Annotated in this window: 13 protein-coding genes and 1 pseudogene; 12 read left to right on the plus strand and 2 right to left on the minus strand. The window is 43.7% G+C overall.

The genetic code is table 11. From position 1 onward, the window contains the following. Positions 1–360: 360 nt before the first annotated feature. Positions 361–3666 (minus strand): annotated as a pseudogene (locus V7K15_RS03835) (phycobilisome rod-core linker polypeptide); the annotation flags it as partial. A gap of 510 nt (positions 3667–4176) precedes the next feature. On the opposite strand from V7K15_RS03835, the gene V7K15_RS03840 reads away from it, so the two are divergent. Continuing rightward, on the plus strand, positions 4177–4707 hold the full coding sequence (locus V7K15_RS03840) for a hypothetical protein (RefSeq protein WP_334903148.1): 531 nt from the start codon (positions 4177–4179) through the stop codon (positions 4705–4707). Here V7K15_RS03840 and V7K15_RS03845 read toward each other — a convergent pair whose 3' ends face one another. Next, a complete protein-coding gene (locus V7K15_RS03845; RefSeq protein WP_334903150.1) occupies positions 4708–5442 on the minus strand; it encodes a 2-phosphosulfolactate phosphatase in 735 nt (244 codons plus the stop codon). Positions 5443–5632: 190 nt separating this feature from the next. Here V7K15_RS03845 and V7K15_RS03850 point away from each other — a divergent pair, with 190 nt between their 5' ends. The 11 genes from V7K15_RS03850 (at position 5633) to V7K15_RS03900 (ending at position 14865) form a co-directional block, all read left to right on the plus strand. Then, positions 5633–6049, plus strand: coding sequence for a XisH family protein (locus V7K15_RS03850; RefSeq protein ID WP_334903151.1), 417 nt, complete (start codon positions 5633–5635; stop codon positions 6047–6049). Next, on the plus strand, positions 6037–6366 hold the full coding sequence (locus tag V7K15_RS03855) for a XisI protein (RefSeq protein ID WP_334903153.1): 330 nt from the start codon (positions 6037–6039) through the stop codon (positions 6364–6366). The genes V7K15_RS03850 and V7K15_RS03855 overlap by 13 nt, the downstream gene beginning before the upstream one ends. A gap of 82 nt (positions 6367–6448) precedes the next feature. Next, positions 6449–7651, plus strand: coding sequence for a class I SAM-dependent methyltransferase (locus V7K15_RS03860; RefSeq protein WP_334903155.1), 1203 nt, complete (start codon positions 6449–6451; stop codon positions 7649–7651). 504 nt (positions 7652–8155) lie between these two features. Next, positions 8156–8638 (plus strand): ATP synthase subunit I, encoded by a 483-nt coding sequence (locus V7K15_RS03865; RefSeq protein ID WP_292801677.1) that lies wholly within the window; start codon positions 8156–8158, stop codon positions 8636–8638. A gap of 60 nt (positions 8639–8698) precedes the next feature. Then, positions 8699–9460: a F0F1 ATP synthase subunit A gene (gene atpB / locus V7K15_RS03870; RefSeq protein WP_334903157.1), complete on the plus strand. Its 762-nt coding sequence runs from the start codon at positions 8699–8701 to the stop codon at positions 9458–9460. Between the two features lie 147 nt (positions 9461–9607). Beyond that, positions 9608–9856 (plus strand): ATP synthase F0 subunit C, encoded by a 249-nt coding sequence (gene atpE, locus V7K15_RS03875; RefSeq protein ID WP_196521630.1) that lies wholly within the window; start codon positions 9608–9610, stop codon positions 9854–9856. Positions 9857–10262: 406 nt separating this feature from the next. After that, entirely contained in the window at positions 10263–10694 is a 432-nt protein-coding gene (locus V7K15_RS03880; RefSeq protein WP_292801681.1) for a F0F1 ATP synthase subunit B', read from the plus strand. Between the two features lie 187 nt (positions 10695–10881). Continuing rightward, positions 10882–11454, plus strand: a complete 573-nt coding sequence (locus V7K15_RS03885; RefSeq protein WP_334903158.1) for a F0F1 ATP synthase subunit B — start codon at positions 10882–10884, stop codon at positions 11452–11454. Further along, positions 11451–12005 (plus strand): ATP synthase F1 subunit delta, encoded by a 555-nt coding sequence (gene atpH, locus V7K15_RS03890; protein WP_334903160.1) that lies wholly within the window; start codon positions 11451–11453, stop codon positions 12003–12005. The genes V7K15_RS03885 and atpH overlap by 4 nt, the downstream gene beginning before the upstream one ends. Before the next feature lie 223 nt (positions 12006–12228). Next, positions 12229–13749: a F0F1 ATP synthase subunit alpha gene (gene atpA / locus V7K15_RS03895; protein ID WP_334903162.1), complete on the plus strand. Its 1521-nt coding sequence runs from the start codon at positions 12229–12231 to the stop codon at positions 13747–13749. A gap of 168 nt (positions 13750–13917) precedes the next feature. Next, complete coding sequence (locus V7K15_RS03900) at positions 13918–14865, plus strand: F0F1 ATP synthase subunit gamma (RefSeq protein ID WP_334903164.1); 948 nt, start codon at positions 13918–13920, stop codon at positions 14863–14865. Positions 14866–14872: the final 7 nt, after the last annotated feature.

The raw sequence follows: 14872 nt of genomic DNA on the forward strand, positions 1-14872 counted from the left end.
AAACTGGTGCGACTTTAAATTTGGTTTACTGAGTTTGTTTTCTCGTCGTTTTAGACACAACAGTTCATCACTGCTACGGCTAATAAATTACGAGTTCGCCTGAGTCAACATAAGTAGACAAGCTTTAAAACTCAATTACCTTCCGCAAAACATTTTCCGGTATTCTGTTGAGCATTTATGACTGTTCTTAACACTTTGTAATATTGCTTTTCAGAATTCACTGTTTTAGCTGCAATCTGAGAGTTATATTACGAAAGGTTACGAATGGGGCATTGGGCATTGGGCATTGGGCATTGGGAAGAGAATTAAGTCCCTAGCCCCCAGTACCCAATCCCTAATCCCTAATCCCTAATCAACCGCTACACTGCCCAGGTAGTTACCTGCTGCTAAAGATGGGAAGCGGTTGTAAGGCACAACATCTTCACCGAAGTAGCGGCTATATTCTGGATTTTCGATTATTGCTTCTACAGCAGCTGACAAACCGCGATCGGTCAGCAGCTGGTTATACTGACGAATTTCTTCCTGAGTTGCGGGTGTACGCCCCAACAGGTGACGGAAGAGGAACTCAATCACCTTGGCATGAGGATAAGGTGATAAGAAGCGCTGGCGATAGATTTCGGAACTGGCTAGTTCACGCACAAACTCCCGGATGGAAATTTCACCATTTTGGAGTTTGCCCTCTAGGTCAGGACGGCGGAAATTATCAGGCACTTCCTCGCTAAATACATCCAACACTTGACGGTAAATGGCGTTGATTGCCTGTTGTCTTTCAGCTTGGTTGGTACTTTCCGTTAGACGATAAATACGTGAATGTTTACGTACACCCAGTTCCACAGATTGGTCGCTACCATCGTTGTAGGAACGACCCAGATCAGCAAAGGATGGCTGGCTCTGGTTTAGACCATTTGCTTGCGCTGCTATATCTGCGATCGCCTGCGTCGAAAGCGGTGTATCGTTACTAACTCCGACGCGCGGTTGCACTGGCTTAAAGCTCGGTACAACTACCTCATCGTTTTGCTTAGTAAGCTGGTTATACAGCTTCTCCGTATTCGGGAAGTTTGCCGCAGGTAGGGTGGGGAAGCGACGGTAAGGCACCGTATCTTCACCAAACACTTGGTTATATTCCACACTTTCTACCAGGGCACTAATAAAGGCACGAATACCTTGAGTAGCCAAAATCTGGTTATACTTGCGGATTTCTGCTTGGTCTAATGGCGCACGTCCGAGGAAGTGTTTAGTTCCCAACTCAATGACTTTGGTATTGGGGTAGGGTGTGTAGAACTCTTTCAGGTAGAGGTTAGAGTAACCCAAACCTTCAATAAATTCCTTCACACTGATTTCGCCATTCCCCAGCTTGCTTTCCCATTTTGTAAATTCATTTTTGGCGATGTAGGGTGCAATATCACGTTCAAAAATCTGACGATATGCAGCGCTAATCAAAGTTTGGACTGCAACTTTGTCACTGATATTGGATACCAGCTTGAAGATTTTGGTTTGTTCCCGTTGCTTACTGACACCTTGGTTAATGCGGAACTGAATATCTGGTTCTGACCGGTTTTCTGTGACTGTACCCAGTGTCACAAAGCTCGGCGTTACTTCCTTCTGGACTTTGATGCCGATATCTTCGCCAATGCTACCAACGCGCAATTGTCGCCCGGCTACACCACCAGGAGTCAGATACCGTTCGTAAGGAATCGTATCTTCACCAAATGCTTCGTTGTATTCTACGCTGTTAATAATCGCATCAACCACGGCGTAAAAGCCCTGTTTTGAAGCGATGTCAAAGTACTTGTTGATTTCTTGACGCCCATAGGTTGGACGACCCAACAAGCGGCGGTGAATATACTCGATCGCTTTACAAACATACAGCGATGTCCAGTAGAGATTGCGAAATACATCCGACTTAGCCAAAGCGCGGATAAACTCCCGCACAGAGATGTCGCCGTTTTCCAGCTTAATTTCCAATACCTTCGGGCGCTGACCTTCGTAGAGATCCCGACCGAAAACTTGCAAATAAGCAGCTCTAATCACTGCTTGCGTGGAGCTTTCGGAGAATTTGACGCTAGAACCTTTAATAGCCTTTTTACCAATAGTACCAGGCAGTTGGTCTAACTTGAACACCTTGGGGCCAAGAGTACCAGGAGCTTCACCCCGCGCCTTGGGATTGCTATTTTGGTTATTAATCCCTGCTCCTTGGTGAATCAGGATACGTTTGGTATCCTTACCAAAAGGAGCCGGACGGGTGCTGGGGTTGCGAGTTTCTTTCGGGAAAATCGCCCCAAACTGAATTTCCAAGGGGTCATTTCCAGAACCGTAAGGATGTTGGTCTGGTAGGGGTTGCTCGTAAGCAGCAAATGTGGTAATGAACTGAGGTATCTTGCGGAAAGGCGCACTATAGTTAAACAGGTCTTGCTGCGGTCCCCAGTTGCGACATTCTTGTGCTTCTTGACCCAGACCCCGGAGGTAGGGCACTGTTTCTTCGCCAAAATAGTCGCCGTATTCAGCAGAATCTACTAAGGCATCTACCAAGGCTGGTAGACCACCGTTAGAAATAATCGAGAAGTATTTTTGTACTTCTTCGCGGCTACTTGGGCCTCGTCCTAGAATATGACGGAAAGCTAGTTCGATGACTCGGCTGTTAATAAAAGGCTGGTAAAACTGTTTTTGGTAAAGGGGAGATTTAGTTAGACGACGGACAAACTCCTTCACGGAGATGTCGCCATTCTTCACCTTAGATTCTAGGTCAGATATCGACAAGCTATAAGCACGGGTAATGTCACGCTCAAAGATTTGCCGATATGCAGCCTTGATTACCTCATTTTTTTCGCTAGCTGATAACCCAGTTTTCATCACAAACTTGGGACGTCGTTCTGCGGCATTGAAGTAAATTTGTGGCAGTTGCAACCCTTGCTGGTCGCTAGAAGGGCGTTGACGCACTTTATTTGAAGGTGTGGCTGCTTTGAATTCTGTTAACAAAACATCCATGTACTGAGACACAATTTCTGTAGCCTCAGCATCGTTGCGGAAAAAGGAAAGTGACCCGATTTTGATTTCCTGCAAAGCTACTAGCGTTGCTTCACCAGAGCAGGCATTTTCAATTATTTCTCGCAAACCCCGTGTATTCACCGCTATGATGTTGGGGTCGCCAGCAACGATCGCATAAGTAGCGTAACGTAAGAACCAGGATAAATCCCGCAAGCTCTTGGCCATGTTGCTCGGACCATAACGAGCAATGTTAATTGGTCTGAAACCTGGGGGTGTCGGGCCGCTGGGAGATGAGTTAAAGATTGAGCGTAAATTTTCTAGAAACCCACCACGACTTTCAACGTAGGTTACAGTTCCTAGTTGCATCCCTTGCTGAACATTAGCACCAGCACTAACAGGTACTATTTCTATTTCTCTGGGCTTTTCTAAAAAAGCCATTGGCGAACCACCGACAAAAATCCGGTTCGCAGCGCGAGATACGATAATTTCGGCATTATCGGTCAGCGTCTGGGAAATTTCTAGACGCTTTGCACCAGATGCAAAATAGCTTGCCAGTTCATTTAATTCACCATTTCCCAAAAACCGGTCTTGCTGATCCGCTTGGGTAATTGTGGCTACAGTTAGGGTTTGATATAGTTGCGGACGCGCAACTGAGCTTCCACCACTCGCCTTAACACTCATCGGCTTTGTAAAACTCCCATCATAATCGTTTATATGTTAAGTCTGGGCCGTTTTGAGGCTTGACACATCGGTATGTCTATGCTTTATGAACTTGAAAGTACTGCCTGCAAAAGTGCCAGTAAATTAACCCAGTTAGCTTTTAGATTAGAACGTTTTGCGTTCTCAAAGCTGGTTTATTAAGAAGTGTATAGAACCTCGATCTCAAATGTATCCAATCTTAAAATGCATACCTCGGTTTGCCTGAGATAAAATATAAGTTTTGTAACTAAGTAGGAGGTTGAGAACTGTCTACCGATTTCTTTTTTTTCCATCCCGTCATCTGCTCTTGATAAATTTAACTTCTCCTCGCTTCTCCTGCTTCCTAGTCACTGGACAGTGGTCATTAGACGATGTTAAGTTATTTTTAACACTAATAAATTTATACTTACAACTGATAGCGGGCTGGAAGTAATTCTTAATTTGTAGTGGTTTAATCTGTAAATATCAGTATTTACATACAGGGAAAATACTATGGACAAAAGTTGTAAATTTAACTATTTATTCAATGTTACCCTGTCTGCGATCGCAGTTATTTTAGCTGTGACTCCGGCAAATGCACTTCCAGAACAAAACATTAACAGTGTTGTTAAGTGGGCAAAGACCAGACCTCAACTACCAACTCTGAGATACAACAGCGAAGCCCACGGCTATGAAGGTACAAAGGGAAATTTATACTTTTATGCTGATGTCACTTCTCAAAATGGGACAGTGACTAAAGAAGGAATAACCGTTAGTGGTGACTCAAGCCTCAAATTCACCACAAAAAATGCCAAAGCAGTGAAATTGTTACAAAATATTTATAATTCTAATATTGCCAATGACTTCCAGAAGTCTCGATATGTCACCAAAATTGGACGTGACCAGTTTTATCGCGGGCAAAAGTTTGCTTACATTGCTGCTGAGGTAAAGGGTGGGTCATCATTTCAGATAATTCCCTTGAATAAGTTGCAAGAGTTTATAAATAATGCCAAATATTGTCAAACCAATCAATGCGACATTTAATTAAGCTTGTAGCCTGTAATTGATATAAGCATTATCAGTAAACAAAGGCACGCAATCACTAACGTTGTAGGTTGCTGATAATTCAACATCTGACTCAAAACCTTTTTCAATCAACTCTTTACCCGAACTGCATTTTTTCAAGTACCCCAGTAAATCTTGCCGGAAAGCTTGAAATGTTGCCACAGCCACTTCAGCTTCTGGTGATAGACTACCATTTAAATAACTGAGAATTGCCCCAGCACCAATTAAATCTTCAAATGCAGGACGTAGGCTACCATCATCTTTCCACCTCTCACCAGCAGGAATCACAGCGATTTTATCGCCATACTTTTGAGCAAACTGCGCCACAGCTTGGCAATTTCGCAAGCAACCAGCCAAAGTTGGTGTATTCCCTGTATGTAAGGTCATAAAAGAACCATTAGGTGAGGGTAAAACTAGTCTAGTTCCAGCCGGAATCTGAACCACCGATTTTGGCGAGAGAGAATATCCTGTTGTAGTCCAACGTTGTCTATGACTTGCTAACTCTGCTCGCACTGACTTGGCATAATCTATAACAGATTCATCTCTGATTGCATAGGGAAAAATTATCGCGCCATTGTTGGTGGCAATTTCCACGCAGGTAGAAAAAGAGAGAACGTCAACTATCACAACTACATCACTGATAGGAGCGAGTTCAGCAACTGCTTGTGGTCCCCATTCACAGCGCAAATTAAATTCGGATTGGTTGTAAATCATTGGAGGTATATTTAAACCCTGGTTGAGTTAAACTATAAACAATAACATTGTATAGATAAACGCCAGACATATTGATTACTAAGCTCATTTCTGTAGACTTTAATTAGAACAAGGTAAAACCCTAAATCAATCAACATAAATTTATGGCCAAAAATATCTATCTATATTGTTATTAAATGCTAATTTTCCTATGCCATCTAAAGATATATTTCATCAGTCTGTCCGCACTGCTTTAGAAAAAGATGGTTGGATGATTACCCATGATCCACTGCATCTGAAAGTTGATGACATTGAATTTTTTGTGGATTTAGGAGCAGAAAGACTATTAGCAGCACAAAAACAAGGTCAAAAAATAGCTGTAGAAGTTAAATCATTTGTAGGTGCATCTGAAGTAACGGAATTTCATCTCGCTTTAGGTCAAACCCTGAATTATCGGCTAGCATTAAAAAAAGAACAACCAGAACGCATTTTATATCTAGCTATTAGCCAAGATACATACCAAGACTTTTTCTCACGTCAATTTATTCAAGATTCTTTAAAAGAATATCAAATTAAACTTTTAATATTTAATTCCTTAAGTCAGGACGTTGTTTTATGGAAGGAATAAATTACTCTCAAATAATTCAAGATATTTTAAGTAACCATTCTGCTAATGACGTGGCTAATGGCTCAGAAGTTCAACTGTTGTTTGACGCAGAACGCCATCATTATCAAGTCTTAAATATTGGCTGGAAAGAACAAAGGAGAATTTATGGAGTCATTATTCATGTTGATATCAAAGACACAAAATTTTGGATACAAAGAGATGGTACAGAAATCGGCATCGCTAACGAATTAATCGCGGCTGGAGTCCCTAAAAAAGATATTGTATTAGGTTTTCACGCTCCTTATAAACGCGAATTTACAGACTTTGCTGTTGAATAAGTAGCAGGAAATAAGCAATAGTAACCTTTGCCCTAGTCAACCACTATCCGGTAAACTCAGAAATACTGCGTTATTCCTGATCATGTCCGATTCTCAAACTGTTAGTGCTGCTGTTGCCAAACTCTACAATACCTACCCCTTTCCGCCGGAAGCCCTGTTGGATGAACCACCTCCAGGCTACAACTGGCGCTGGAATTGGCTAGCCGCTCATAACTTCTGCACAGGTCAAAAACCCCAAAAGCAAGATATTCGGATTTTAGATGCAGGTTGCGGTACTGGTGTGGGTACAGAGTACTTGGTTCACCTCAATCCTCAAGCTTCTGTTGTGGGAATTGACCTGAGTACTGGCGCTTTGGCTATAGCCAAAGAGCGTTGTCAGCGTTCAGGGGCTACCCGCGTTGAATTTCATCACCTCAGCTTGTTTGATGTGGAACAGTTACCGGGTGAGTTTGATTTAATTAATTGCGTTGGTGTTTTGCATCATACCCCTGATCCCATTGGTGGTATTCAAGCTTTGGCGAAGAAGTTAGCCCCAGGCGGCTTGATGCACATTTTTGTGTATGGAGAATTGGGACGCTGGGAAATTCAACTCATGCAAAAAGCGATCGCACTTATTCAAGGTGACAAAAAAGGCGACTACCGCGATGGTGTCCAAGTCGGGCGACAAATATTCGCTTCTTTACCAGAAAATAACCGAATTGTCAAATACGATAAACAACGTTGGTCACTAGAAAACCACAAGGATGAAAACTTTGCTGATATGTACGTTCATCCCCAGGAAATTGACTACAACATTGAGACGCTGTTTGAATTAATAGATGCTTCCGGATTGGAGTTTATTGGTTTCTCGAATCCGAGTTTCTGGGATTTGCAGAGACTTTTGGGCAAAGCACCAGAGTTAGTAGAACGCGTAAAAGATTTGAGCGATGCCTGCGGCGGGCAAGGCCAACGCCAGCTTTACCGTCTGATAGAATTACTAGATCCAGAAGTAACTCATTACGAGTTTTTCCTTGGTCGTCCTCCCTTAATCAAAGCCGATTGGACAGACGATAACACTCTATTGACGGCGACTCCTGAACTTAATCCTTGTATTGAAGGATTTCCCAGTCAATGTTTCTTTAATTACGATTACCAGATTGTTAATTTATCAGTAGCAGAGTTTGAATTTATGCAAAAGTGTGATAATAATTCCACAGTTGCAGAGATTTTGGCAGGTGTAGAACTAGGATTGGATGGGGTAAAAACGCTTCTTCAGCAACAGCTGATTTTATTAACACCTGCTTAATTAGACTGCACTCGGATACTGAATTAACAAAATAAATTGATACTGGTGGTCAGGAGCGATCGCCCATCACTATTTTTGGTAAATTAATGTAAATTAGAAAAGTGTCCCAGAAACGGGTATTGTCCATCCCAAAAGTTGGAGTTTTCTGGAATTCAGCAGTGGTGCAATGTTTAATGACAAGCCGCTACTCTGCGATTTCTGATTTGCGGTATGTCCATATACTCCTCAAGCACCAGCTGATTTTATTTACACCGACTTGATCAAACACCAAGATGCTATCTCAGGACTTTAGAGGACAATTATTTCCTCAAAAAAGCTGGAATTGGAAGAAATTTTGAATTTTCAGGCAGCGATTATTGATTATTCACCCCCTGAGTCCCTCACATCATCAGCCGCTCTCTCGCTTCTGGGGACGCGACTTTACTGACTGTCTAACCTTGGCAAAAGTTAATTGTTTTTCCCTAAAGTATTGTTACCGGATCGTGATATGATTCAGCTGACTGAATGTGCAGTCATCATAATTTAGCTGTACTGGTTTCAAGTCTCGTGAGCTTGTCTGACGAATCAATTGCGCCCACTCCGACAACGCAACAAGATGCTAAAACTGGTTCTGAAGACACAGAATCAGGTAAGTCCATGCAAGAGTTCCATCAACTCTTCCAGCGATTGTTGGTAATCACGCTTGTCTTGACGGGGGTTATTTTTATCTCTGTGTGGATTTTTTATTCCTTGAACATTGCCCTTAATTATTTAATTGGGGCGTGTACAGGTGTGGTTTACTTAAAAATGCTGGCTAAAGACGTTGAGCAGCTCGGTAGTGAGAAAACCAGTCTGAGCAAAACTCGTTTTGCTCTGTTTATGGGAGTGATGATCGTGGCAACTCAATGGCGTGAGCTACAGATTCTCCCCATTTTTTTGGGATTTCTGACTTACAAAGCCACGCTACTCGTCTATATGGTGCAAATTGCGTTCATTCCTGATTCTTAAAAAGTCAGGCTCACAAACATAGTAATCCCATCCTCGATCGTTGGGGAAAATGCTTGAAGAATGCAAATGCTTAGTGTCTTAAACGCCTTTAATTCTTTTCCCCTTGCCGCATTAGAAGTAGGTCAACATTTCTACTGGCAGTTGGGCAATCTTAAAATTCATGGGCAAGTTTTTCTCACCTCATGGTTTGTGATTAGCATTTTAGTAGTGGCTTCAATAGCAGCTACTCGTAATGCACAAAGAATTCCCAGTGGCATCCAAAATTTGATGGAATATGCCCTAGAATTTATTCGTGGTTTGGCGAAAGACCAACTAGGTGAGAAAGATTACCGCCCTTGGGTGCCATTTATTGGCACATTGTTTCTGTTTATTTTCGTATCGAACTGGTCAGGGGCGTTAATTCCCTGGAAGCTCATCAAGCTGCCTTCGGGTGAATTGGCAGCTCCCACAAATGACATCAATACGACTGTTGCATTGGCACTGCTGACCTCTTTAGCGTATTTTTACGCAGGTTTTAGCAAGCGTGGTTTGGGCTACTTTAAGAAATATATAGAGCCGACACCCATTCTATTGCCGATCGCAATTCTCGAAGATTTCACAAAGCCCCTCTCCCTAAGCTTCCGGCTATTTGGCAATATATTAGCGGATGAATTGGTAGTAGCGGTGCTGGTTCTGCTAGTTCCTCTATTTGTACCTCTACCTGTAATGGCTTTGGGTTTGTTTACCAGTGCCATTCAAGCCCTGGTTTTTGCTACCCTAGCTGGAGCATACATTCATGAGGCGATCGCCGGACATGGTGAAGAAGAGCATGAGGAGCATTAAACTTCTCAGTTGATAGCACAGTTCCAAGAGCATGTTCGCTCAAAACATCGCAAAGCGCGATCAAAGAACCCGGTGCAGCGTGAAAAACACGTTTCTATTCGTTAACGTACATTTGTTAGTTTTGTAATCAAACCAAGGAAAATCAACATGGACCCATTAGTACAAGCTGCTTCAGTTCTCGCTGCTGCTTTAGCGATTGGTTTAGCTGCAATTGGCCCTGGAATTGGTCAAGGAAATGCTGCTGGACAAGCAGTAGAAGGTATTGCTCGTCAACCAGAAGCAGAAGGAAAAATTCGCGGTACTCTGCTATTAACCTTGGCTTTCATGGAATCCCTGACTATTTATGGTCTAGTTATTGCCCTGGTACTACTGTTTGCTAATCCCTTCGCAGGATAAGACCTAAAAGTTTTTTTTCGTGTGGAGACGTGAATCATCACGCCTCTACCATCTAAATATTTTGGGCATTAAGTCATTCTGATGTAAGTTGACTACCAATTTTGGACTTTCCTGCGGAACGCTACGCGTAGCTTGCTTCCCCGGAAGGGTAAGGCTACGCTCAGTCGAACGATTTTGGATTATCAAGAGTTTTCGGTACTTGCCCCTGAGCTATGCCTGCTCTCAAATCTAAACTCGTCAATCTAAAATCTCTGAACTACGCAGGCTTGCGGACAGTATCAATTTGAAGTCGTCAATCTAAAATCCCAAATCCCTTGCCCCTTGTTGGCTCTGGGTTTCTAAAATATGAAAGATTGGATGATGTTGCTAGCCATGAAAACTGCTACTCCAGCCAAAGAGGAGAGAAATGTTTGATTTCAATGCTACCTTGCCCTTCATGGCATTGCAGTTCCTGCTATTGGCAGCTTTGTTGAATGTAATTTTCTATAAGCCACTGACCAAGGTACTCGACGATCGCGATAATTATATCCGAACGAATACTCTTGAGGCAAAGGAAAGCTTGGCAAAAGCCGAGCGTTTAGCCGCCGAATATGAGCAGCAACTCGCAGATGCTCGTAGACAATCGCAAGCTACTGTCGAAGCAGCTCAACAAGAAGCCAAGAAAATTACTGCCGAGAAAATCGCTGAAGCCCAAAAAGAAGCTCAGTCTCAACGAGAACAAGCTGCTGTTGAAATAGAACAACAAAAGCAGGAAGCTTTACATACCTTAGAGCAACGAGTTGATGCTCTAAGCAGGCAGATTCTAGAAAAACTATTGGGGCCAACTCTAGTTAGATAAGCTAACAAGACTGGTTCTATCAAAGCTATACGCGCAACTGGGCACTAGTCCAGAGCGCTTAATTAAGTGTCAAAAAAAGGCACTTTTTCCCTACTAGATAAAGATACTTTATTTACTACGGGAAAAAATACTTTATTTCCCTTTGGGAAAATACTAACGTATTAGCAAGCGAGCAGCGCACTTGTAAATGGGTATCATGGGCACATTCTTATTAATTGCCGCAGAAGCAAACGCTGTTCACTCTGAATTGGCAGAAGGCGCAGCAGAAGGTGGTTTCGGTCTAAACTTAGACATTTTTGAAACCAACCTGATAAATCTAGCGATTCTGGTTGGCATATTATTCTACTTCGGACGGAAAGTTTTAAGCAAGATCCTGAACGAGCGACAATCCAATATTGCCACCGCAATTCAGGAAGCAGAAGGGCGCTCAAAAGAGGCAAAGATTGCCTTATCCAAAGCCCAAGAGCAGTTGAAGCAATCTCAGGCAGAGGCACAACGCATCCGCAAATCTGCCGAAGAAAACGCTCAAAAGGCGAAAGAAGCCTTGTTAGCGAAGGCAGTGCAAGACGTAGAACGCTTGAAACAAACAGCAGCAGCAGATTTAAACACTGAAACTGATCGAGCGATCGCTCAACTGCGGCAACGAGTTGCTACACTAGCATTGCAAAAAGTCGAATCGCAACTCAAAAGCGGGATTGCCGACGATGCTCAACAAAGTTTAATTGACCGCAGCATCGCACAACTCGGAGGCAATGTATGACAAGCAAAGTAGCAGCAGCCGAAGTAGCTCAACCTTATGCACAGGCACTTTTGTCAATAGCGCAATCGAAAAATTTGACAGAAGAGTTCGGGGAAGATGCGCGTACTTTCCTGGGACTGCTGAGAGCAGACAAACAGCTAGAAAACTTCTTCAGCAACCCGTTTATTCAGTCTGAGAACAAAAAAGCTCTGATCAAACAAATACTCGGTGAAGGCGCTAACACCTACTTACGCAATTTTTTGCTAATACTGGTAGATAAACGGCGCATTGCTTTCTTGGAATCAATTTTTCAACAATATCTGGCGCTGTTGCGGCAGCTGAATCAAACCGTATTAGCGGAAGTAATTTCAGCCGTTCCCCTCACAGAAGCTCAACAGCAGGCAATCATCCAAAAGGTCATTGCCATCACGAATGCTCGTCAGGTAGAACTAGAAACCAAGGTAGACAACGAGTTAATTGGTGGTGTGATCATTAAAGTAGGCTCGCAGGTAATTGACGCCAGTATTCGGGGTCAGTTACGCCGTCTTTCATTGCGCTTAACCAGTAGTTAGAAAGTTAGGATTAGAGACGCGATTAATCGCGTCTGTACAAGAGTTAGGAGTTAGGAGAGACGCGATTAATCGCGTCTGTACAGGAGTTAGGAATTGGGAGTTAAGTAACAGTAATTTATTTTGACTTTTAACCTTTGCTTTTTTAACTCATAATTCTTAACTCATCACTACTCACTCTTAACTCAGCACTGAATTCCGTCTCGAAACCAAAAAAGATAGACACATGAGCATATCAATTAGACCTGACGAAATTAGCAGCATTATCCAACAACAAATCGAGCAATACGACCAAGACGTAAAAGTTGCTAACGTTGGTACTGTCCTACAAGTAGGTGACGGTATTGCCCGGATTTATGGTCTGGAAAAGGCGATGTCTGGGGAACTATTAGAATTTGAAGATGGCACAATTGGCATCGCCCAGAACTTAGAAGAAGACAACGTGGGCGCGGTGCTTATGGGTGAAGGGCTGGAAATTCAAGAAGGTAGTACTGTAACCGCTACCGGGAGAATTGCCCAAGTACCCGTAGGAGAAGCTTTAATTGGACGAGTTGTAGACGCTTTGGGTCGTCCGATTGATGGTAAAGGAGATATCAAGACTTCAGAAAGCCGTTTGATTGAATCTCCAGCACCCGGTATCATTGCCCGTCGGTCTGTACACGAACCCATGCAAACGGGTATCACAGCGATTGACTCAATGATTCCCATCGGTCGTGGTCAACGGGAATTGATTATTGGCGATCGCCAAACCGGTAAAACTGCGATCGCTATTGACACGATCATCAACCAAAAAGAAGAAGATGTAGTTTGTGTCTACGTTGCGATCGGTCAAAAAGCTTCCACCGTAGCTAACGTGGTGCAGACATTGCAAGAAAAAGGCGCGATGGATTACACCGTCGTTGTCGCCGCTAGTGCCAGTGAACCAGCAACCCTACAATACCTAGCTCCCTACACAGGCGCAAGTATTGCTGAGTACTTTATGTACAAGGGTAAAGCTACCCTAGTAATTTACGATGACCTCTCCAAGCAAGCCCAAGCTTATCGGCAAATGTCCCTACTGCTGCGTCGTCCACCCGGACGCGAAGCCTACCCTGGAGATGTATTCTACATCCACTCCCGCTTGTTAGAAAGAGCAGCAAAGCTGAGTGACGAATTAGGTAAAGGCAGTATGACCGCCCTACCAATTATCGAAACCCAAGCTGGTGACGTTTCAGCATACATCCCCACCAACGTAATTTCGATTACCGATGGTCAGATATTCCTGTCTTCTGACCTGTTTAACTCTGGTATCCGTCCGGCTGTAAACCCTGGTATTTCCGTATCCCGCGTGGGTTCTGCGGCTCAAACCAAGGCAATGAAAAAAGTTGCCGGTAAGATTAAATTGGAACTAGCGCAATTTGACGACCTGCAAGCCTTCGCCCAATTTGCTTCCGACTTAGATAAAGCCACTCAAGACCAGTTGGCACGGGGTGAACGGTTGCGCGAACTCCTCAAGCAGCCACAAAATTCACCCCTCTCGGTATACGAACAAGTGGCAATTTTATACGCTGGTATTAATGGCTACTTAGATGATGTTCCTGTAAATCAAGTAACCACCTTTACCAAAGGTCTGCGGGAATACTTAAAGACTGGGAAAACCCAGTATGCACAAGGCGTACAAGCATCTAAAGCACTAGGTGACGCAGAAGAAACTGCCTTGAAGGAAGCACTCACCGAATACAAGAAGACCTTCAAAGCAGCAGCGTAATAGAGTGCTGAGTGCTGAGTGCTGAGTGCTGAGTGAGAAGAGGAGTCAAGAGTGAAGATATATAAGCATGATGCTTACGAGTTCTCACATTTCCAATTCCTATAAAGCTTGGCATTCAGCACTTTCTGCTACTCAGGACTCAGAACTCAGGACTCAGAACTTAAAGTTATGGCCAATCTAAAAGCAATACGCGATCGCATTCAGTCGGTCAAAAACACCAAGAAAATTACAGAAGCCATGCGCCTAGTTGCGGCAGCTAGAGTGCGTCGGGCGCAAGAACAAGTGCTAGCGACTCGCCCCTTTGCCGATCGCTTGGCACAAGTATTATATGGTTTACAAAGCCGTCTACGATTTGAAGAAGCAAACCTGCCACTGCTGAAAAAACGCCAAGTTAAGTCAGTCGGGCTGTTGGTCATTTCAGGCGATCGCGGTCTATGCGGCGGCTACAATAATAACGTTATCCGTCGTGCAGAAAACCGCGCCAAAGAAATTAAGGCAGAAGGTTTAGACTACACATTTGTAATCGTTGGGCGCAAGGCTACACAGTACTTTCAACGCCGCAGTCAGCCCATAGATGCCACTTACAGCGGCTTAGAACAAATTCCCACCGCAGCCGAAGCCAATCAGATTGCTGACCAACTACTTTCCTTATTCCTTTCGGAAAAAGTAGACCGCATCGAATTAATCTATACCAGATTCCTTTCCCTGGTTAGCTCTCGTCCTGTGGTGCAAACCTTACTGCCCCTCGATCCACAAGGTCTAGAAGCAGCCGATGATGAAATCTTCCGCTTGACATCCCGTGGCGGTAAATTTGAAGTAGAACGGGAGAAAGTGACTAAGCAAGTCCGCCTGTTGGCTCCTGACATGATTTTCGAGCAAGATCCAGTGCAGATTCTCGATTCTTTGTTGCCCCTGTATCTGAGTAACCAGTTATTGCGGGCGTTGCAAGAATCGGCGGCTAGTGAACTAGCAGCCCGGATGACAGCCATGAGTAATGCCAGCGAGAACGCAGGTGAACTGATTGACACCCTCACGCTGTCTTATAACAAAGCCCGACAAGCTGCAATTACCCAAGAACTCCTTGAAGTTGTGGGCGGTGCTGAAGCACTAACTTAGGATATAG

The sequence above is a fragment of the Nostoc sp. genome (assembly GCF_036919815.1).
Lineage (GTDB): Bacteria > Cyanobacteriota > Cyanobacteriia > Cyanobacteriales > Nostocaceae > Nostoc.

Coding starts and splice junctions, on each gene's coding strand:
- V7K15_RS03880 (WP_292801681.1), top strand. CDS start 10,263: ATGTTTGATTTCAATGCTACCTTGCCCTTCATGGCATTGCAGTTCCTG.
- V7K15_RS03845 (WP_334903150.1), bottom strand. CDS start 5,442: ATGATTTACAACCAATCCGAATTTAATTTGCGCTGTGAATGGGGACCA.
- V7K15_RS03900 (WP_334903164.1), top strand. CDS start 13,918: ATGGCCAATCTAAAAGCAATACGCGATCGCATTCAGTCGGTCAAAAAC.
- V7K15_RS03840 (WP_334903148.1), top strand. CDS start 4,177: ATGGACAAAAGTTGTAAATTTAACTATTTATTCAATGTTACCCTGTCT.
- atpB (WP_334903157.1), top strand. CDS start 8,699: ATGCAAATGCTTAGTGTCTTAAACGCCTTTAATTCTTTTCCCCTTGCC.
- V7K15_RS03860 (WP_334903155.1), top strand. CDS start 6,449: ATGTCCGATTCTCAAACTGTTAGTGCTGCTGTTGCCAAACTCTACAAT.
- V7K15_RS03850 (WP_334903151.1), top strand. CDS start 5,633: ATGCCATCTAAAGATATATTTCATCAGTCTGTCCGCACTGCTTTAGAA.
- atpA (WP_334903162.1), top strand. CDS start 12,229: ATGAGCATATCAATTAGACCTGACGAAATTAGCAGCATTATCCAACAA.
- atpH (WP_334903160.1), top strand. CDS start 11,451: ATGACAAGCAAAGTAGCAGCAGCCGAAGTAGCTCAACCTTATGCACAG.
- atpE (WP_196521630.1), top strand. CDS start 9,608: ATGGACCCATTAGTACAAGCTGCTTCAGTTCTCGCTGCTGCTTTAGCG.
- V7K15_RS03855 (WP_334903153.1), top strand. CDS start 6,037: ATGGAAGGAATAAATTACTCTCAAATAATTCAAGATATTTTAAGTAAC.
- V7K15_RS03865 (WP_292801677.1), top strand. CDS start 8,156: ATGTGCAGTCATCATAATTTAGCTGTACTGGTTTCAAGTCTCGTGAGC.
- V7K15_RS03885 (WP_334903158.1), top strand. CDS start 10,882: ATGGGTATCATGGGCACATTCTTATTAATTGCCGCAGAAGCAAACGCT.